The organism is Haloimpatiens massiliensis, assembly GCF_900184255.1.
In the GTDB taxonomy this organism is placed as follows: domain Bacteria; phylum Bacillota; class Clostridia; order Clostridiales; family Clostridiaceae; genus Haloimpatiens; species Haloimpatiens massiliensis.
In genome coordinates, this window is record NZ_LT854637.1 from 316,563 (window position 1) to 336,911 (window position 20,349).

General features: G+C 29.5%; 17 protein-coding genes and 3 tRNA genes. All 20 read left to right on the forward strand.

Translation table 11 applies throughout. The features are described from left to right. Position 1 precedes the first annotated feature (1 nt). The 20 genes from C1715_RS04595 (at position 2) to hpt (ending at position 20,151) form a co-directional block, all read left to right on the forward strand. Positions 2–1,408: a sensor histidine kinase gene (locus tag C1715_RS04595; protein WP_102399453.1), complete on the forward strand. Its 1,407-nt coding sequence runs from the start codon at positions 2–4 to the stop codon at positions 1,406–1,408. Positions 1,409–1,482: 74 nt separating this feature from the next. Beyond that, complete coding sequence (locus tag C1715_RS04600; protein WP_102399454.1) at positions 1,483–2,646, forward strand: S1C family serine protease; 1,164 nt, start codon at positions 1,483–1,485, stop codon at positions 2,644–2,646. A gap of 179 nt (positions 2,647–2,825) precedes the next feature. Further along, on the forward strand, positions 2,826–3,389 hold the full coding sequence (gene pth, locus C1715_RS04605; protein ID WP_102399455.1) for an aminoacyl-tRNA hydrolase: 564 nt from the start codon (positions 2,826–2,828) through the stop codon (positions 3,387–3,389). Positions 3,390–3,415: 26 nt separating this feature from the next. Beyond that, a complete protein-coding gene (gene mfd / locus C1715_RS04610) occupies positions 3,416–6,940 on the forward strand; it encodes a transcription-repair coupling factor (RefSeq protein ID WP_102399456.1) in 3,525 nt (1,174 codons plus the stop codon). 61 nt (positions 6,941–7,001) lie between these two features. After that, positions 7,002–8,003, forward strand: coding sequence for a peptidylprolyl isomerase (locus C1715_RS04615; protein WP_102399457.1), 1,002 nt, complete (start codon positions 7,002–7,004; stop codon positions 8,001–8,003). Positions 8,004–8,175: 172 nt separating this feature from the next. Then, a complete protein-coding gene (spoVT, locus tag C1715_RS04620; protein ID WP_102399458.1) occupies positions 8,176–8,721 on the forward strand; it encodes a stage V sporulation protein T in 546 nt (181 codons plus the stop codon). Positions 8,722–8,870: 149 nt separating this feature from the next. Next, positions 8,871–10,406, forward strand: coding sequence for a putative polysaccharide biosynthesis protein (locus C1715_RS04625; protein ID WP_102399459.1), 1,536 nt, complete (start codon positions 8,871–8,873; stop codon positions 10,404–10,406). Between the two features lie 19 nt (positions 10,407–10,425). Further along, entirely contained in the window at positions 10,426–11,880 is a 1,455-nt protein-coding gene (gene yabN, locus C1715_RS04630; RefSeq protein WP_102399460.1) for a bifunctional methyltransferase/pyrophosphohydrolase YabN, read from the forward strand. Positions 11,881–11,964: 84 nt separating this feature from the next. Then, entirely contained in the window at positions 11,965–12,240 is a 276-nt protein-coding gene (locus tag C1715_RS04635; RefSeq protein WP_035292693.1) for an HU family DNA-binding protein, read from the forward strand. 509 nt (positions 12,241–12,749) lie between these two features. Then, positions 12,750–12,992 (forward strand): RNA-binding S4 domain-containing protein, encoded by a 243-nt coding sequence (locus C1715_RS04640; protein ID WP_102399461.1) that lies wholly within the window; start codon positions 12,750–12,752, stop codon positions 12,990–12,992. A gap of 67 nt (positions 12,993–13,059) precedes the next feature. After that, positions 13,060–13,353: a sporulation protein YabP gene (gene yabP / locus C1715_RS04645; RefSeq protein WP_102399462.1), complete on the forward strand. Its 294-nt coding sequence runs from the start codon at positions 13,060–13,062 to the stop codon at positions 13,351–13,353. Between the two features lie 8 nt (positions 13,354–13,361). Beyond that, positions 13,362–13,790, forward strand: a complete 429-nt coding sequence (yabQ, locus tag C1715_RS04650) for a spore cortex biosynthesis protein YabQ (RefSeq protein WP_102399463.1) — start codon at positions 13,362–13,364, stop codon at positions 13,788–13,790. 56 nt (positions 13,791–13,846) lie between these two features. Further along, positions 13,847–14,134, forward strand: a complete 288-nt coding sequence (locus C1715_RS04655) for an FtsB family cell division protein (RefSeq protein ID WP_102399464.1) — start codon at positions 13,847–13,849, stop codon at positions 14,132–14,134. Positions 14,135–14,199: 65 nt separating this feature from the next. Continuing rightward, positions 14,200–14,613 carry a S1 domain-containing RNA-binding protein gene (locus tag C1715_RS04660; protein WP_102399465.1) on the forward strand — a complete coding sequence of 138 codons (414 nt, stop codon included), beginning with the start codon at positions 14,200–14,202 and terminating at the stop codon, positions 14,611–14,613. A gap of 402 nt (positions 14,614–15,015) precedes the next feature. Further along, a tRNA-Leu gene (locus C1715_RS04665) sits at positions 15,016–15,104 on the forward strand. 5 nt (positions 15,105–15,109) lie between these two features. Beyond that, positions 15,110–15,185, forward strand: a tRNA-Met gene (locus tag C1715_RS04670). 3 nt (positions 15,186–15,188) lie between these two features. Next, a tRNA-Met gene (locus tag C1715_RS04675) sits at positions 15,189–15,265 on the forward strand. 359 nt (positions 15,266–15,624) lie between these two features. Next, a complete protein-coding gene (gene spoIIE, locus C1715_RS04680; protein ID WP_102399466.1) occupies positions 15,625–18,012 on the forward strand; it encodes a stage II sporulation protein E in 2,388 nt (795 codons plus the stop codon). A 199-nt stretch (positions 18,013–18,211) separates the two neighbouring features. Further along, on the forward strand, positions 18,212–19,597 hold the full coding sequence (gene tilS, locus C1715_RS04685) for a tRNA lysidine(34) synthetase TilS (protein ID WP_102399467.1): 1,386 nt from the start codon (positions 18,212–18,214) through the stop codon (positions 19,595–19,597). A gap of 2 nt (positions 19,598–19,599) precedes the next feature. Continuing rightward, entirely contained in the window at positions 19,600–20,151 is a 552-nt protein-coding gene (gene hpt, locus C1715_RS04690) for a hypoxanthine phosphoribosyltransferase (protein ID WP_102399468.1), read from the forward strand. Positions 20,152–20,349: the final 198 nt, after the last annotated feature.

Genomic DNA, 20,349 nt, shown 5'->3' on the forward strand with positions numbered 1-20,349 from the left:
CATGAAAAAAGGCTTGTTTTCTAAAATGGTTGCCACGTATACTATAATAATAGCCATTAGTTTTACCATTCTTGCTACAGTTTTATCACTATGGTTTGAAAACTACTATTTTGAGCAGAATAAAAATGAACTAGCTGAGAAAGCTACACTAATAGGTGACTCAGCAGTACAGTATATGTATGGGGATATTTCTTCCTATGAAATGAATAAACAATTAAAATTAATAGGAGATTATCTGAATGTAGATATATGGATTACAGATAAATATGGATACATATATGCTATATCTAATGAAAAATATAAAAAACTTTTAGGAAAGCAGATATTAACTAATGATTTAAAAGAGTTAAGATTAAAAAGATTTATAGAAAAAAAAGGAAATTACGGCAATTTATTTCCTGTTCCTGTGCATACAATAGAAATACCAATAGATTACGGAAATAGTTTTAAAGGTACTATAATAATGCATACCTCTTTAGATAATATAAAAGAGGCGCTAAAAAATGTATACAAAATAATATGGGCATCGGCTATTTTAGCTATAGTGGTGTCTAGTATAGTTATATATTATTTTTCACAGAAAATTATAATAAAGCCTTTAGCAGAAATTAATGGTGTAGCCAGAAAAATTTCAAAAGGTGAGGCAGATAAGAGAGTAGGTATTAAATCTAATGATGAAATAGGGGAATTAGCTAATTCTTTTAATATTATGGCAGATTCCTTGGAAAAAGTTGAAAACAATAGGAGATTATTTATCTCCAACGTATCTCATGAAATAAGATCACCTATAACATCTATTAAAGGTTTTATAGGCGGAATGCTAGATGGAATAATACCAGAAAATAAAAAAAATTATTATTTATCAATAGTCTATGAGGAAATAGGAAGATTAACCCGGTTAGTAAATGATTTATTAGATTTATCTGCTATAGAGTCTGGAAGGTTTACTTTAAAAATAAGAGAATTAAATTTGAATGAAATAATTAGGTTGGCAGTGATAAAATTTGAAACTCGTATAATAAAAAAGGAATTAAAAGTAGATGTGTGCTTTGAACAAGAGGAGTTATATGTTTTAGCAGACAGGGATAGAACTATACAAATAATAACAAATGTAATAGATAATGCACTAAAGTATGTTAATGAAGGTGGTCAAATTAAAGTAACTACAAAAAGTAAAGGTAAAAAAGTGTATATTAGTATATTTAATAGTGGACCTAATATTGATGAAGAGGATTTAAATCATATTTGGGATAGATTTTATAAAGCAGATAAGGCTAGATCCTCTAAAGTAAGCACTGGATTGGGGCTACCTATAGTTAGGAGTATATTGTCACAGTTAGGAGAAGATATATGGGTGGAAAATAAGGCAGATGGAGTGGAATTTACATTCACTTTAACAAAAAATTAAACCTTTCATAAAAGTTTATAAATTAAATTATAGTATATTAGAATTAAATATTACTAATTCGGGAGGTACTGTGTATGGGCGAGTATAGAGAAAATAATAGTGAACAAATGAATAACAGTGATAATAATTATCATATAAAATTTAGGAAAAATAAAAAAAATAGCTTTTTTAAAAAAATAGCATATTTTATTGTTTTTATATTAGTAGCCATGGTATCTGGAGCCGTTACAGCAAATTATGTAGTTGAAAATAAGTATTCTCAATCAAATGATAATTCTAAAAATGTACCTACTAAAAATATAAATAGCGGTAATGGTGCTGTTACACAGATAGTTAAAGGAAACCCAATAAATAAAGTGGCAGAGACTGTTGGACCGGCAGTAGTAGCAATAAGCAATAGAGCTGAGGGGTTCTTTGGAGATGTAAAACAAGGAACTGGGTCAGGTATAATTTTTAGTGAAGAAGGGTATATTGTTACTAATAATCATGTAATTGAAAATGCAACTAAATTAACCGTTAAGTTATCAAGTGGAAAGGAATTAGAAGCTAAAGTAATTGGAGCAGATCCTAAGTCGGATTTAGCAGTAATAAAAATAAATTCTAAAAATTTGCCTGTGGCAAAATTTGGTGACTCTTCTAAAGTTAAAGTGGGAGATTTAGCTATAGCTATAGGTAATCCACTTGGTGAAGAATTTGCAGGGTCTGTTACAGCAGGAATTATAAGTGCTTTAAATAGAAAAATAGTATCTGGAGAATCTATATATAAAGTACTTCAAACAGATGCAGCTATAAATCCTGGTAATAGTGGAGGAGCCCTATGCAATGAAAATGGAGAAATAATAGGAATAAACAGTTTAAAGATAGGAGCCCAGGTTAATGCAGAAGGAATGGGATTTGCTATAGCTATAAATGAAGCTAAAGAAATAGTAGAGCAGCTTAAGAATAATGGTAAAGTTGTAAGACCTGTTGTTGGAATATACGGAGGTACAGTTAATCCGCAAGCTACCGGTGGAATAGAGGGAGTTTATGTAAGTAAATTAGTGCCAAATGGAGGAGCGCAAAGAGCAGGAATCCAAGCAGGAGATATAATGATAGAATTTGATAATAAAAAGATAAGGAATTTTTCCGATTTATCAGCTATATTATTTGAACATAAAGTCGGAGATGTGGTATCCTGTAAAGTATGGAGAAATGGCAAGACTGAAAAATATAAAGTTAGATTAGCTGAAGCAGATTAGTTTAAATATAATATTATAGTAAATTAAACAGCAGCTCCACTAGTGGGTATGCTGTTTAATTTGATGTTCAAGATAACTATTATTTAATGTTTATATAATTTCGAATAACTTGCCATATAAAAAATGCTAATATATACTAAAATATATATCAAACATGTGTAGTATCAATGGAGGTAATTATGTTTTTAATAATAGGACTAGGAAATCCAGGAAAAGAATATGAAAAGACCAGGCATAATCTAGGATTTGATGTAATTGATTGTATTGGAAGGAAGTATAATATTCAATTGAATAGGAGAAAATTTAAGAGTATATATGGTGAAGGATTAATAGGTAATGAAAAAGTAATATTAATGAAGCCACAGACCTATATGAATTTAAGTGGAGAAAGTCTTATAGAAGCTGTGAATTTTTACAAGGTCAACAATGAAAATATTATAGTTATATATGACGATATAAGCTTAGAAGTTGGTAGAATTAGATTGCGACCTCAAGGAAGCGCTGGGGGGCATAATGGAATAAAAAGCATAATAGCTAATTTGAATTCAGATAAATTTAATAGAATTAAAGTTGGTGCAGGCTCACCTGAAGGTGGGTTAGTTTCTCATGTTTTGGGTAAATTCTCCAAAGAACAAAGGGATAAAATAGAGAAAGTTTTAGTGGTAGCCGCAGATGCTACAGAGGGTATAATAAGCAAGGGTATGAGTGAAGCTATGAATCAGTTCAATGGCATAAATATATAAGTTTGAAATCTTGAGAGGTGTTTTGTATGAAATTAAAAGGGCTCATGAAGCCTTTAAAAGAAAATGACAAATTTAAAAGAATACTTACTAGCATAGAAGAGAAGAGAGTTCCTGTAGAGGTATATGGAATAGCTGATTCTAGCAGAAGCTATTTTATAAATGGCATATATGATGAACTTAATACAAATATTTTGATATTAACTCATAGTGATATAGAGGCAAGAAATTTATATGAAGATATGTGTTTCTATACCAATAATGTATATTATTTTCCAGCAAAGGAAACAGTATTTTATAATATATATGCACTGTCAGGAGATTTAAGATGGGAAAGATTGAAAGTAATAAGAGAAATGCTGAAGAGGAGCAAGAAGATAATAATCACTACAGTGGAAGCAATAGCATCAGTATATACTCCAGTGGAATTATTTAAAAAGTATACTTTAAAATATTCTACTGGAGGCAATTTAGATTTAAAAGAATTTATAAAAAAGTTAGTAGAAAGCGGATATGATAGGACTCCATCAGTAGATGGAAAAGGTCAATTTTGTTTAAGGGGAGGTATAATAGATGTATACCCTCCAACAGTATCAGCACCATATAGAATAGAACTTTTTGGAGATGAAATAGACTCCATAAGAACCTTTAATTTAGAGACTCAAAGAAGTATAGAAAAGGTGAACTCTATAGAAATATTTCCAGCTAGAGAGGTAATAATTACTTCAGAGGATTTAGATAGAGGGTATGAAGAAATTTTAAAAGATTTAGAAAATGCAAAGAGTAATTTTAAAAGTAAAGAACTAAAGGAAAATCTAGAGAATTTAATTAAAAGTACAAATAAAAATCTAGAATATTTAAAGGAAACGTGGAAATTCGATAATATTGAAGGATTCATACCGTACTTTTACGAAAAAAAATCTTCTTTACTGGATTATATAAATAATCCGTTTATAATATTAGAAGATGCTCAGAGATGCATGGGTAAGCTAGATAGTGTATATTTTGAATTTGAAGAAGATTATAAAAACTTTTATCAAAGGGCAAGCATACTTCCTAGACAATGGGACTTACTGTTTACTAAAGAAGAGAGTATTCAGCTTTTAAAGAACAACTTGTTTATAAGTATAGACTCCATCAGAAAACCAAGTAATATCATAAAGTACAGTAAAGAAGTAGATTTTTTTGCTGCAACTTTAAGTAATTATCATGGACAACTAGATTTTTTGATAGATGATATAAGGGATAAAAAAAGTAAGGGGTACACTACTGTAATATTATCAGGAACTAAGACTAGAGGACAAAGGTTGGTAAATACTTTAAGAGAAATGGGTATAGAAAGTTTTTATAGTGAGGATATAGATGAAATAAAGTTATCGCAAGTTATTATTACTTCTGGAAGCCTTTTGAAAGGTTTTCAATTTGATGAAGTAAAGTTATGTATTATATCTGATAAGGAAGTTTTTGGTGAATCTAAAAGAAAATTAAAAAGAAAAAAGGTAAAAGGTAAAGGTGTTAGTAAGATAAAGAGTTTTTCAGAACTAAGGTTAGGAGACTATGTAGTACATGCCAATCATGGTATTGGTGTATATAAAGGCATAAAACAATTAGATGTTCAAGGGCACAAAAAGGATTACTTAGAATTAGAGTATGATAAGGATGATAAACTTTATGTGCCAGTTGAACAACTGGATCTTGTGCAGAAATATATAGGTAGTGAAGGAAAGGCACCAAAAATAAATAAGTTAAGTAGTAATGAATGGAATAAAACTAAGAGTAAGGTTAAAAAATCTATAAATGATATAGCGGAAGAGCTTATTAAGCTTTATGCCATAAGGTCTACTGTAAAAGGACATAAATATAGTAAAGATACAGTATGGCAAAAACAATTTGAAGATGAATTTCCTTTTGAGGAAACTCCAGACCAAATTACTGCAATAGAAGATATAAAATGTGATCTACAATCTGATAAACCAATGGACAGACTTCTTTGTGGTGATGTGGGCTATGGTAAAACTGAGGTAGCGTTGAGAGCGGCATTTAAAGTAGTAATGGAAGGAAAACAAGTAGCTTTTTTAGTTCCTACAACTATATTGGCAGAACAACATTATAATAACCTTATAAGAAGATTTTCTGATTTTCCCATAAAAATAGATATGATAAGTAGATTTAGAACAACAGCACAACAAAAGAATACATTGAAAAGCGTGAGAGAAGGAAATGTGGATATATTAATAGGTACTCATAGAATCCTACAAAAGGATGTAAAGTTTAAAGAGCTTGGACTTTTAATTGTAGATGAGGAACAGAGATTTGGAGTTACTCATAAAGAAAAAATTAAAGAAATGAAGAAAAATGTAGATGTGTTGACTTTAACAGCTACACCAATACCTAGAACTTTGCATATGTCTTTAACAGGGGTTAGGGATATAAGTGTAATTGAAACTCCCCCAGAGGATAGATATCCTGTGCAAACTTATGTGGTAGAATTTAATGAACAACTAATGAGAGATGCTATCATAAAGGAAATAAGTAGGGAGGGGCAGGTTTTCTTTGTGTACAATAGGGTTAAGAATATAAAAGATATGGCAGGTTATTTAAGCAAACTGGTGCCAGAAGCTTCTATAGGAATAGCTCATGGACAGATGACAGAAAGAGAATTAGAGCAAGTTATGATGGATTTCATGGATGGCAAAATAAATTTATTAATTTGCACTACAATAATAGAAACTGGTATTGATATACAAAATGTAAATACTATGATTATATATGATGCGGATAAAATGGGTTTATCGCAATTATATCAATTGAGAGGAAGAGTAGGGCGTTCTAATAAGATAGCTTATGCTTACTTTACTTACAGAAAAGATAAAGTGCTAACAGAAGTAGCGGAAAAAAGATTAAAGGCCATTAAGGATTTCACAGAACTTGGTTCAGGATTTAAGATAGCTATGAGAGATTTAGAAATACGAGGTGCAGGCAATATGATGGGCTCTGCTCAACATGGTCATATGGCTGCAGTTGGTTATGATTTGTATTGCAGGATGCTAGAAGAAACGGTTAAACAATTAAGAGGAGACATAGAAAAGGAAAAAGTAGAAACAGATATTAAAGTAAATGTAGATGCTTATATACCTGGAACATATATAAAAGACGAAACTCAGAAGATAGAGATATATAAAAAGATAGCAGCAATAGAATCATATGATGATATGATGGATGTACAAGAAGAAATAGAAGACAGGTATTCTGACATACCAGAAGCGGTTAATAATTTAATTGACATATCATATAGCAGAGCTTTAGGAAGTAGATATGGAATAGAAGAAATAATAGATCAAAAGGAAGAATTGCTATTTAGATTTCATAGTAAAAGGTATTTTAATCAGGAACTTGTTAAAAACATCATAGATAAATATGGAAAAAATATAATATTTAAACTTGGTGAGAAACCTGCTGTAGCATATAAGTTAGAAGGAATGAAAAGACAAAAAATAGTAAAAATTATGAAAGATGTGGTCCAATTTATAAGTAAATTAGTTGAAAACCATTAGTTTTATGATAGAATTAATTTATGAGTTTACTTAGGGCTTAGAAAATAGGGAGGAATGTATTGTGAACAAGACTAAAAAGATAATTGCGTCGGTATTGATAGGTGCATTTATGCTATCTATGACAGGATGTAATTTAATAGAAAAAACACCAGAGCGTATTAAAAAATCAACAGTAGCTAAAGTTAAAGGAGAAAAGATAACTAGAGGGGAAGTAGATGAACATCCTCAAATGGTTAAAACTGTAGAGAGTATAAAAGCTAAGTATGGCAAGGATTATGAAAATAATGAAGAAGCTAAATCACAATTGAAGGAAGCAAGAAAAAGCGTATTGGAAGAAATAACCATGGAAAAAATTATTGTTCAAAAATCAAAAGAACTTAAAGTAAATGATGAAAAGAAAATTGAAGAAGAAGTAAATAAGCAATTTGATACTATAAAGAAAAATTACAAAGATGAAAAAGAATTTAAAAAAGATATGACTGCAGGTGGTTTTACAGAAAAGACTCTAAAGGATTTTTTAAGGATAAGAGTACTAGCACCTAAGGTATATGAGAAAGCTGTAAAAGACGTGAAAGCTAGTGAAAAAGAAATGAAGTCATATTATGATTCACACATGGCAGAGTTTACTGAAAAACCAAATAGAATACATGTAGCACATATATTAGTTAAAACAGAGGAAGAAGCTAAAAAAGCCAAGGCTAGATTAGATAAAAAAGAGGATTTTGCAAAAGTAGCTAAAGAAATGTCTACTGATAAAGCAGCAAATGAGCAAGGTGGAGATTTAGGATTTATTAATTATAACGATCCTAATTATGATAGAATGTTTATGACTGCATCACAGGCTCTTTCAAAAGGAAAAATATCTGAACCTATAAAAACTCAATTTGGATGGCATATAATTAAGTGTATAGAAAAAGAAGAGTATCCAATTAAAAAATATGATCAAGTGAAAGAGGAAATAAATAAGTTAGTTGTAGAAAGCAAGAAAGAAAATAAGTGGAAAGAGTTATTGGAACAATGGAAAAAAGATGCTAAAATTAAAACTTATGAAAAAAATTTATAGTGTTAATTAATATAAAAAAAGATACTTGAAAGCTAATATAAGGCTTTTAAGTATCTTTTTTTATATTATAGAGGCTATTACATAACATTTGTGTATAAAATTTCATATTTAGAAAGATAATATGAGTACAAGTAATTTTACATACTTTAATTTTAAGGAGGGAATTAAATAAATGAAAGCAACAGGTATAGTAAGAAGAATAGACGATTTAGGAAGAGTTGTTATACCAAAAGAAATTAGAAGGACTCTAAGAATAAGAGAGGGAGATCCATTGGAGATATTTACAGATAGAGAGGGCGGTATAATTTTAAAGAAATATTCGCCAATTAATGAACTTACAAGTTTTTCTAATGAATATGCTGAAGCTTTGAACCAATCTACTGGAAACATAGTAATAATATGTGACAAAGATAGTATGGTTTCAGTTAGCGGAACAACAAAAAAAGAATATTTAGATAAGAGAATAAGTAATGAATTAGGAGAAATAATAGAATCAAGGAAAAATGTATTATTAGAAAAAAGTAAATTAGTACCTTTGTACGAAGATGAAGAAGTAGAAGAAAAATATTTTGGTCAGGTTATAGCACCTATAATAGCAGAGGGTGACGCCATAGGAGCAGTAATTTTAATAAGTAAGGAAGAAAACAAAGAGTCTCCTGACTTAGAGATTAAATTAGCTCAAACAGCATCAACCTTCTTAGGAAAACAAATGGAATAAATGGCAGTTTATCTGCCATTTATTTTTCATTTTAGATTATTGACATTAAAACTAATAAATATTCAATTTTAAAATAAAATCATAAGTAATATTAGAAAAAAGTTTAAAATATCTATTAGATATAACATTATTTAGGGGTTGGGGAGTATATGAAAAAACAGTCACTAATAAGGGGAACCTTAATTTTAGGACTTGCCAGTGTGTTTACAAGATTTTTAGGTATATTTTTCAGGATACCAGTGCAAAATTTAATTGGTGATGAAGGAATGGGATATTATCAAATGTCATATCCCTTATATGCTGTATTTATAGCAGTATCTTCAGGAATACCAATAGCAGTGTCAAAAATGGTTTCTGAAAGAAATGCAGTAAATGACAGAGGTGGAGCGGTACAAGTTTTAAGAGATTCAATAGCATTAATGGGTATTTTAAGCATAGGATTTACAGGAAGTTTATTAGCTTTTTCTAAAAATATAGTGGAGGCATTAAAATGGAATCCTAAGGCTTACTATGCTTTAATTTGCATAGCGATAGCTCCAGTATTTATAGCTGTTATGAGTTGTTTAAGAGGTTTTTTTCAAGGACTTCAAAATATGAATCCTACAGCAATTTCTCAGATTTTAGAGCAGGTTGGAAGAGTTGTATTTGGAGTTGGACTTGCTTACTTATTACTTCCGAAGGGAATAGAATTTGCAGCGGCGGGAGCAGCATTAGGAGCAGCCGCAGGAGGTATAATTTCAGATATATACTTATGTGGCAAGTATATAGGAGTAAGAAAAGAGTTTTATATTGGGCGTATAAAAAGGGATAAAGGAATTATGGAAGAGTTACTGAATATAGCTATCCCTATTTCCTTAGGAGCAGCAGTGGGAGGAATAATGAGCCTTGTAGATTCAATATTAGTACCTCAAAAACTTTTGCAGGCAGGTTTTAATTCTACAGAAGCCACGGTATTGTATAGTCAGCTTACAGGAAAGGCATCTGTGCTTATAAATGTACCACTAGGCATATCTGTGGCATTAGGAAGCTCTTTAGTTCCTATAATTTCAGAAGCTTTTATTTTAAATAGGAAAAGAGAAGTTAAAATGAAGGTGGAAACCGCATTAAAAATTTCTTTTATTATATCAATACCTTCATTATTTGGATTGAACTTTATGTCCTATCCTATTTTAAATTTGGTCTTTAATAGGCAAATAGGAGGGTACAAAATATTACAATATTTAAGTATATCAATACCGTTTATAATAATGGCACAAACTACTACATCTATTCTTCAAGGTACAGGAAATTTTAGAAAACCAGTAATAAATTTGTTTATAGGATGCATAATAAAATCATTAGTAACTTTTTATTTAGTTTCAATACCCTCTATAAACGTATATGGAGCAGTTATAGGAACTATTTTAGGATATATTGTGGCATCTATGTTAAACATGAAAGTGCTTAAAAAACATTTGAAAGTATCTGTTAATTATTATCAAGTAATGATAAAACCTTTATATGCATCAGTAATAATGACATTTTTTGTTGTATTTATTTATAAGTACGTATATAATTATACAATGAGCATAAATATTTCTTGCCTTTTATCAATATTAGCTGGTATAGTAGTTTATGGCATATTAATATGTGTATTGGGCATATTTAGTTATAATAATGTAAAAAAGAGATTCATAAGAAAATAGTAATAAAGAGGGGAAGCTTATGATTAAAATAGTAGGACTAGGACCTGGGTCCCCAGATGCATTGACCATAGGAGTTATAGAACTATTAAAAAAATCAAAATACGTATATTTGAGAACTGCAAAACATCCTACAGTAGAATATATAAAAAAACAGGGTGTAAGTTTTAAAACCTATGATGAATTATATGAAAAATATAAGAATTTTGATGAAGTTTATAATTCTATTGCAGAGGATTTGATTAACAAAAGTGTACAGCACAATGAAGATATAGTTTATGCTGTGCCGGGTCACCCTTTGGTAGCAGAAAAATCTGTGAATATATTAAATAAAATTTGTGAAGCTAAAGGAATAGACAGTGAGATTTTGCCAGCAGTAAGTTTTGTAGATGCCTTAATGGAAAGTCTTAAGATAGACCCTATAGAAGGAGTTAAAATAATCGATGCTTTTGATATAAAAAAACAAATATTAGATAAAAGGGTTGGACTTATAATAACTCAAGTATATAATAAGTTTATAGCTTCAGAAGTTAAACTAGCTTTATTAGAATATTATCATGATGAAACAGACATATATTTTGTTAGGGCTGCAGGAGTAAAGGGACTAGAGAGTATAAGAAAAATAAAATTATATGAACTGGATAGGCAGGAAGATATAGATTATCTAACTTCTATATACGTTCCTAAAGATTTGGAAAATACAAAAGATTTTTATGATTTAAAAGAAATAATGGATATACTAAGAGGAGAAGATGGATGTCCATGGGACAAAGAACAAACTCATGAAACTTTAAAAAGTTGCTTAATAGAAGAGTGTTATGAAGTAATAGAGGCAATAGATGAACAAAATGATGATAATTTAATTGAAGAGCTAGGAGATGTGTTACTTCAAGTTGTATTTCATTCAAAGCTTGGAGAAGAAGAGGGATATTTTAATATAAATGATGTTATAAAATGTATATGCGATAAGATGATAAACAGACATCCGCATATATTTGGTGACATAAAAGTAGATAATTCAAGTCAAGTACTAGATAACTGGGATAAGATAAAGAAAAGAGAGCAAGGTTTAAATAGCTATACAGATTCATTAAATCATATACCAAAGATGCTACCGGCTCTTATAAGAGCTAATAAGGTTCAATACAAGGCAGCTAAGGTGGGATTTGATTGGGATTCTGTGGAACCGGCCTTTGAGAAAGTCCTAGAAGAATTTTATGAGGTAAAAAATGTATATAAAAGCAAAAATAAGGGCAAAATAAAAGAAGAACTGGGAGATTTAATATTTTCTTGTGTAAATGTAGCTAGAATTCTTGACATTGACCCTGAAGATGCTTTAAATTATACTATATATAAATTTATAAGTAGATTCCAGTATATAGAGGATAAAGCCATAGAAAATGGGCTAACTTTAGAAGAAATGACATTAGAGCAAATGGACAATTTCTGGAATGAAGCAAAATTATTAAAAAATTAATTTAATATTTAGAAGGAATTTAAAAAAAAATGAAGAATATGCTTATTCAATAGCGTACTCTAATTATTTAAGGAGGTAACAAAGGTGAACAAAGCAGAATTAATCGCTAGTATGGCAGAAAAAAGTAAATTAACTAAGAAGGATGCAGAAACAGCATTAAAGGCATTCATAGAAAGCGTACAAGAAACATTAGAAAAAGGTGAAAAGGTTCAATTAATAGGATTTGGAACTTTTGAAACTCGTGAAAGAGCTGAAAGAGTTGGAAGAAATCCAAGAACTAAAGAGGAAATAACAATTCCAGCATCAACTGTTCCAGTATTTAAAGCAGGAAAAGAATTTAAAGAAAGAGTAAACAAATAATTACTGGATAATATTGGCTACATAAAGGAAAACCTAGATGCAAATCTAGGTTTTTTCTTTAATAAAAGGTATGCAAATAATTATTTTGCTAACTCAACTTTTGCACATAAAGTTCAAGCTCTACATTAGATTAATAAGGGTTTTAAATTTAAAATTTAGAATGTAAAATAAGAATTTGTAGAGTAGGTAAGAGGTAAAAAGTAAGAAGTAAGAGTGAAAAGGTAAGAACTAATAGGTAAAAGGTAAGAGTTTCTTTAAAAAATTCAGCAAAGCTGAATTTTCACCATAACTATTACTTATTACCTGTTACTTATAAATTAATTATAAAAAACTCTTTGAGTTTTATCTTTAACTCTTACTTCTTAGCTATTACCTATTACTTACATGTAAATTTCAAATTATAGTTAGTTTCTAAAAGAGCTTTATTCTTCATTTTAAATTTTATATTTTTATTTTTCAACTGCGAAAGTTGAATTACTAATAAATTAATGTATGAGGGGGAGAATTAAATGAGATTAGATAAATACCTTAAAGTATCAAGAATAATAAAAAGAAGAACTATCGCAAAAGAAGCTTGTGAAAGTGGACGAGTTTGGATTAACGGTAAGGTTGCTAAACCAAGCACTGAAGTAAATGAAGAAGACATAATAGAAATAGAATTTGCAAACGGTAAATTAAAAGCAAAAATAATTAATATAGCAGAACACGTTAAAAAGGAAGCAGCTAAGGAAATGTATGAATTAATAGAGTAATTGTACTAATGATAAGCCTATAATCATATATTAAGTATAGATACTATAGGATTATAGGAGGTTTAATATGGAGGTAAGAAAAGAGATTAAAATAGAAGAACATAAAAGTATTTTAAATTTGGATAGTAGAAAAAGATTAAGTCTTACAGGTGTCCAAGAAGTAATAAGTTTTAACGAAGAAGAAATAGATTTAACTACCGAATTAGGACAGTTAAAAGTAAAGGGAAATAACTTAAAAATGAATAAATTAGATGTCCAAAATGGTGAACTGGTAATAGCTGGAACTATTGACTCCTGCACTTACATGAATAGAGAAAAGAAAAAGGATAATGACAGCATTATAAGCAAGCTGTTTAAGTAAATACGCATATGATATTATCTACTATTTCTCAATTAGAATTACTTTTATATAATATTCTAGCAGGGGTGCTAACAGGGGTTTTATTTGATGTGTATAGAAGTATACGGGGCAGATGTAATAATAAGATAATAGTATTTATACAAGATGTGCTATTTTGGATTTTTGCTGCTATAATTGTTTTTATATTTTTGTTTATTACAAATTATGCATATATGGGATTTTATTGTTATATTTATATTGCCTTTGGTTTATTTGTTTATTTGAAGATAGTTAGTAAACATTTTTTGAGATTCACAAGTAAAACTAACAGAGGTATTGGAAAAATATTGCGTATAACGGTAAATAATGTTAGTTATATATTTGGAGTTTTTACCTACGCATTTTCAAAAAAAAAGAAAAAAAATAAAAAGTACAAAAATACCTTGAATAAAAAGTAAAAGCAACTTAAAATATATATATAGTCTATATTATTAAAAAGAAGAGGATATGTGTTATGAAAAAAAAGATTAGTTTTAAAAAAATAATACTGGCTATATTAGTGGTTTACATGATTGGTATTTTTGTAAATCAACAAGTGACAATAGGAAGAGTTAAAGAAGAAAAGAATCAAAAGAAACAGGAATTAAGTGCAGTTAAGAAAAAAAATAATGAATTACAGGATCAAGTTCAAATGTCTAAAAGTGATGGCTATATAGAAAAGATAGCACGTGAAAAATTAAACTTTATTAAAAAAGGAGAGACTCCTGTAATCAACAATTCATCTAAGGAAAGTTCAAAGTAGTTTAAATTAGTTTTCAAAATTATTTTCTATAGAACATTATTTTATTAAGGAGGAGTCTTTTTAACATGACCTTAAAAGTAGGAAGTATTACAGAAGGTACAGTGGTAAATATTACTAATTTTGGTGCGTTTGTAGAAGTGGAGGGCAAAACAGGACTAGTACATATTTCTGAGGTTTCAGAATCATATGTAAAAGATGTAAGTAAACATCTAAAAGAAAAAGAAAAAGTTAAAGTTAAAGTTCTTTCCATAGATGATAATGGAAGAATGAGCCTATCAATAAAGCAGGCTAATCCAGTTAAAAAAACTGTTAGGCCAGTAGAAATTGACTGGCAAAAGGAAAAAGCTAAGAATGAAGTTGTAAACTTTGAAGATAGAATCTCAAAGTTTCTAAAGGAAAGTGAGGAAAAATTCCAAGACATAAAGAAGCACCAAAATATGAAGAATGGTGGCCGCAATAAAAGAGGTTCTGGTATGTAGTATTTAAAAGAATACTAAGGGCTTATTAAAGTATAAATAAAGACTTTAATAGCCCTTTATTTATAGCATAGTCATATTTATTAATATGGTTGATGCTTTTTAATACTGCATAAATTAATAGGGATCAATAGTTAATTCAATTTTCGCAGTTATAAAATAAAAATTATATTTTTATTTCCTTTATTTATCTAATGTATAACTTGAAAATTATGTTCGAAAGTGCAGTGGTCAAATTATATATTTCAATATCAAGTGCTGATGGTGATGGGCTAATGGCACTAATGTTTGGGGTTGGAAAATTGAGTTTTTTAAAATGGAAATTAAAAATATTTTAAAAAGTTGTTGACATGTCTTCATATATACTATATAATAAAATCTGTCCTTGAGATTAGGCAAAAACTCGCTGGAGTGGCGGAACTGGCAGACGCACAGGACTTAAAATCCTGCGGTGCTAAAACACCGTACCGGTTCGATTCCGGTCTTCAGCACCAAATGTCGCGGGGTGGAGCAGCTGGTAGCTCGTCGGGCTCATAACCCGAAGGTCACAGGTTCAAGTCCTGTCCCCGCAACCACATGGCGGAATAGCTCAGCTGGCTAGAGCATTCGGTTCATACCCGAAGTGTCGTAGGTTCAAGTCCTATTTCCGCTACCAAGAAACCTCACATTTTTGTGAGGTTTTTTAGTTTCTAAGAACTTTACATTTCTTAAATTCTTTTAACAAAAAAATTTCCCTAAATCATATCAAAAGAGTATATATAACGACTTTTTTATATAGTTTGTTTATTAAAAAAAAAGTAACGTCTAAAATGACATATAGCTTAAGAATTTATATTAAAAACCAGTATAGAGGCAATAATAATATAGCAATACATATTACAAATAATGGAAGAAAATTACCAATTTATGTTTTTTATTGTCTTAAAGAAATTTGTTTTAGACAGATATATTGACAATTATTACCACTCAATTTTGCTATAATTAATTTATTAATTAAGGTTGGGGAGGGTGAATATGCAATACGGTGTTAATGTTTTTCCATACCAAAGAGTATCTGGAGTGCAGAAGGAGGAAGAAAACAAAAAAAGTTTAAATTTAAATGTAATACTGAAAGGGGTAATTAGTTTCATTATAGCTTTATTTATGAGCAGAGTTACTATAATGAATTTTATGGCTCCTTTTGGCATTGCATTGCTTATAGCTATGTTGTGCTACTTTGAGGATTATGTATTCTTGTTCCCTTGTGCTGGAAGTGTTTTAGGTTATGTTTGGATACATAATTCATTACAGGGAATAGGAAAATATTTAATAGCTATATCCCTGGTAACTGTAATATTTTATTGCTTAAAAAGTATTAGTAGAAGTAAAAAGGTTATAGTTACGTGTAGCATAATACTCTTAGAATTTATTATGTACCAGCTGTTTATATTAAAAAAACCCATGGGAACAACTTTATTGTTTTGTTTTTTAGAAATGGCGTGTATCATTCCATTATATTTTATTATTGATCATTCTATTTTATGCTTTAAAGAATTAAATACAAAACATCTATATAACAGTGAAGAATTAATAACTATGGCTATATTTGTATCCTTGGTATTAGCGGGTACTTATGGAATAAAAATACGAAACATATCTTTATGGAATGTATTGTCATTGACATTTATATCTATTTTAACTTATGTAAGTGGAAGTGGTATTGGGTCTGCTACAGGGGTAGCACTTGGAGCAGTCATAGGATTAGGAGCAAAGGATATAAGCATATATACTAGTATTTATGGTTTGTGTGCCTTAATAGGAGGGGCTTTCAGAGAAATGGGTAGATGGGCTACGTCTTTGGCATTTATAATAACATTTTTTATAGTGACGGTTTATTCTAAAAGTGTTCAGCAATTTAAACTTATAGAGCCTATAATAGCTGCTACAATTTTTTTATTAATACCAAGGAGCTTTTATGAGAGGGTGAGTTTAGAGGTTAATAGAGAAGAAAAGGAAAAGTATATTAGTGAAGAGTATATTGAAAAGGTTAAAAAAATTTTTGAAAAAAGATTAAATAGTTTTTCAACAGTACTTAATAATATGTCAGATACTTTGGCTCATTTATCCAAAAATGAAAACTTGAGTATGAAAAATAAAAGTGCATCTTTGATAGAAAATTTAGCTGATAGGGTTTGTAGCAATTGCAGTATGAAGGGCATGTGTTGGAAAAGAGAATTGCACTATACTTATTCTGCTTTTGGAGAACTGATACAAAACTATCAACAAGGGCGAAAGATAATTCCAAAAGAAATTGATAGAAAGTGCATAAACAAAGAATTTTTATTAAAGAACACGGAGGAAATAGGAAATAATTATATAATAAGTGAGCTTTTAAATGTAAGATTACAGGAAGGAAGAAAGATATTATCAGATCAGATAAGTAATATGGCAAAGTCTATAAAAGAAGCTACTGATGACTTTGCATACGGGGTTCATTTTAATGTTACTTTAGAGCGTGAAGTTATAAGAATATTAAATAAGGAAAATATAAAATATAGTGATGTTACATGCTTCTTAGACAAAAACGGGCGCAGTGCTGTAAAATTGACTATGGATAGTTGTACAAGCAAACAAAAATGTGTTAAAGAAATATTGCCTTTGATAGATGAGGTTACTGGAAGAAGTATGTGTATAGAGGAAGAGGGATGTTTTATAGACAATAACACAGGACAATGTACTGTAAACTTTAAAGAGATGCCTAAATACCATATATCCTCCTATGTAAAGAGAAGGTGCAAGGATGGAGAAGAATATAATGGAGATAGTTATAGTTTTGGGAAAGGTAATGATGGAAACTATATAATGTTATTAAGTGATGGAATGGGATCTGGCCCAGAGGCTAGTGAGGAAAGCACAGCAGTAGTAGAAATGATTGAAAATTTTATGAACTCAGGATTTAGTGAAAATACCTCTATTAATGCGGTTAATTCTATTATGTCATTAAAGTTTTACGAAGAGGAAAAATTCTCTACTGTAGATTTGGGAAATATAAACTTATATACTGGTGAAGCAGAATTTATAAAAGTTGGAGCGGCCTCAACTTTTATAAAAAAATCTAATAGAGTAAAAACCATAGAGTCTAAAAGTTTGCCTATTGGAATATTAGATAAGGTGGATGCAGATTTGAAAAAATGTAAACTTAATAATGGAGATATGATTGTAATGGTTACAGATGGTGTGGTAGATTATAATAGTGAAAATGTAGGTAGAAATGATTGGGTAATTAAATATTTAGAAAGAATCAATAGTAATAATCCTAGAGAAGTTGCTGAAGGACTTATGGAGCAATCTATGAAATTAAATAAGGGCAAGGTTAGGGATGATATGACTATAATGGTGTCAAAGGTGTATGATTTATATTAAAAATATCATATGCTAGAAATTGGAGTTCAGTGGGGCTTAAATAAAAGTACAGGTAATTTATACTAAAACACACATAAAGGGTTGTTTTTATATATGTTTTTTAATAGAATGGGAATAAGTTCTAAAAAAACTTATTCTCATTCTTTATTTATGTTATAATTGTTTATTATGAAAATATAATTTTGTAGGAAGTGTTTAAATGTTACAAAAGGTGTTAAGTACTATCGATGAATACCAAATGTTTAAAAAGGGCGATAAGGTAATAGTTGGAGTATCTGGAGGGCCAGATTCTATGTGCTTACTTCATATGCTTTATTTACTTAAGGAAAAGCTACATATAGAAATAGTTGTAGCACATATAAATCATTGCTTAAGAGGAAATGAGGCAGATGACGATGAGAGATACGTTAAAGAATACTGTAAAAAAATAAATGTACAGTACTATAGTAAAAGAATAGATATAAATTCCATAGCTTTAGAACAAAATATATCCTGTGAAACAGCAGGAAGAGATGCTAGGTATAATTTTTTCTATGAACTTAAAAATAAGCTGGTAGCTCAAAAAATTGCTGTGGCTCATAACGCTAACGATCAAGCGGAAACTGTGCTTATGAGGATAATGAGGGGTACTGGTTTGGCTGGCGCAGTTGGAATAAAGCCTATAAGAGATGGCATAGTTGTGAGACCTATAATAAAATTAACTAGAAAGGAAATAGAAAGTTATTGCAATGATAATAAAATTAATGCTAGAATAGATAAAACGAATTTTGAGAGTATATATTCCCGAAATAAAGTTAGGTTGGAATTAATACCATACATAGAAAAAAATTTTAATAATGATATAGTTAGTACTATAAATAGATTTGCAAATATACTTTTTAAGGATAATGAATACATAGATTTAGTAGCAAGTGATAAATATAAGGAGTATTGTACTTTAGAATATGGTAAAATTATAGTAAGAAAAGAATTATTTAAAGAACATGAGGCTATATTGTCTAGAGTTATAAGAATAGCCTTAAAAAAATTAAAAGGAAATTTGTATAATTTAGAGACAAAACACATATATGATATAATACATATTCAAAAGGGTTGTACGGGAAAAAAGATTAATTTACCTGAGAACTTAGTTGCTACAAATAATTATGGGGACATTCATATGTATGTAAATATATCAACTGTGAATAAAGAAAAAAAAGAATTAACATTAGAAATGGATAAAAAATATTTAATAAAAGAGAAAAATCTTTATTTAAAGATTGAAATACAAACAAAAGAAGAAGAATATAATTTAAAAGGAAATAATTTTACCAAGTATTTTGATTATGAAAAGGTAAAAGGGGAAATAACTTATAGATATAGAAGACAAGGAGATAAATTTCAACCTATTGGGATGAGAGGTACAAAAAAATTAAAGGATATATTCATGGATTTAAAAGTTCCTAAGGAAGAGAGAGATGAAATACCACTGATATGCTTTGGAGATGAAATAGCATGGGTGTGGGGATATAGGATAAGTGAGAAATTTAAAATTGATAAAAATACAAAGAAAATATTAAAAATCCAGTTTAAGAGAGGGGAATAAAGATGACCGCATATGTATGTGAGGATGTAAAAGAGGTTCTATATACTGCTGAACAATTAAAAGAGAAGACAAAGGAAATAGCAAAAAAAATAAGTGAAGAGTACAAAGGGAAAGATTTGATTTTGATTGGTATACTAAAGGGCTCTGTTATGTTTATGACAGATCTTATAAGAGAAATATCTATACCTTGCCATATTGACTTTATGGATGTATCAAGTTATGGTAACTCTTCTCAGACTTCAGGAGTTGTAAGAATACTAAAAGATTTAGATTTTGAAATTAAGGGTAAAGATGTGCTTATAGTAGAAGACATAATAGATACAGGAATAACTCTTAAATATCTTATGAAATATTTAAGTTCAAGAAACCCAAATAGTTTAGAAATAGCATGCATGCTTAATAAAGCTGAAAGGAGAAAAGTAGATATAGATGTAAAATACATAGGTTATGAAGTCCCAGACTATTTTTTAGTGGGATATGGCATGGACTATGCTGAAAATTATAGACAGTTTCCTTTTGTAGGTATATTAAAAGAAGAAGTTTACATGAAATAATAAATTTGCCACATGTCTAGCAGAACTAATACCTTAACTTTTTAAACTGTATGATAGAATCATTAGGAGCATGGATAAGTTTTTGTAATCATAGTGTTAGTGGGTGGCTACTTTTGTGGTTACTTTTAAGTAGACTTATACTTAAGCTAAGAATAACTTAAATATGTTAGTGAAAAACTATGATTGTAATCTATAAAA

Excerpts from the sequence above, each read along its gene's own strand:
- C1715_RS04595 (WP_102399453.1), top strand. The coding sequence starts at position 2 with ATGAAAAAAGGCTTGTTTTCTAAAATGGTTGCCACGTATACTATAATA.
- C1715_RS04600 (WP_102399454.1), top strand. The coding sequence starts at position 1,483 with ATGGGCGAGTATAGAGAAAATAATAGTGAACAAATGAATAACAGTGAT.
- pth (WP_102399455.1), top strand. The coding sequence starts at position 2,826 with ATGTTTTTAATAATAGGACTAGGAAATCCAGGAAAAGAATATGAAAAG.
- mfd (WP_102399456.1), top strand. The coding sequence starts at position 3,416 with ATGAAATTAAAAGGGCTCATGAAGCCTTTAAAAGAAAATGACAAATTT.
- spoVT (WP_102399458.1), top strand. The coding sequence starts at position 8,176 with ATGAAAGCAACAGGTATAGTAAGAAGAATAGACGATTTAGGAAGAGTT.
- C1715_RS04625 (WP_102399459.1), top strand. The coding sequence starts at position 8,871 with ATGAAAAAACAGTCACTAATAAGGGGAACCTTAATTTTAGGACTTGCC.
- yabN (WP_102399460.1), top strand. The coding sequence starts at position 10,426 with ATGATTAAAATAGTAGGACTAGGACCTGGGTCCCCAGATGCATTGACC.
- C1715_RS04640 (WP_102399461.1), top strand. The coding sequence starts at position 12,750 with ATGAGATTAGATAAATACCTTAAAGTATCAAGAATAATAAAAAGAAGA.
- yabP (WP_102399462.1), top strand. The coding sequence starts at position 13,060 with ATGGAGGTAAGAAAAGAGATTAAAATAGAAGAACATAAAAGTATTTTA.
- yabQ (WP_102399463.1), top strand. The coding sequence starts at position 13,362 with ATGATATTATCTACTATTTCTCAATTAGAATTACTTTTATATAATATT.
- C1715_RS04655 (WP_102399464.1), top strand. The coding sequence starts at position 13,847 with ATGAAAAAAAAGATTAGTTTTAAAAAAATAATACTGGCTATATTAGTG.
- C1715_RS04660 (WP_102399465.1), top strand. The coding sequence starts at position 14,200 with ATGACCTTAAAAGTAGGAAGTATTACAGAAGGTACAGTGGTAAATATT.
- spoIIE (WP_102399466.1), top strand. The coding sequence starts at position 15,625 with ATGCAATACGGTGTTAATGTTTTTCCATACCAAAGAGTATCTGGAGTG.
- tilS (WP_102399467.1), top strand. The coding sequence starts at position 18,212 with ATGTTACAAAAGGTGTTAAGTACTATCGATGAATACCAAATGTTTAAA.
- hpt (WP_102399468.1), top strand. The coding sequence starts at position 19,600 with ATGACCGCATATGTATGTGAGGATGTAAAAGAGGTTCTATATACTGCT.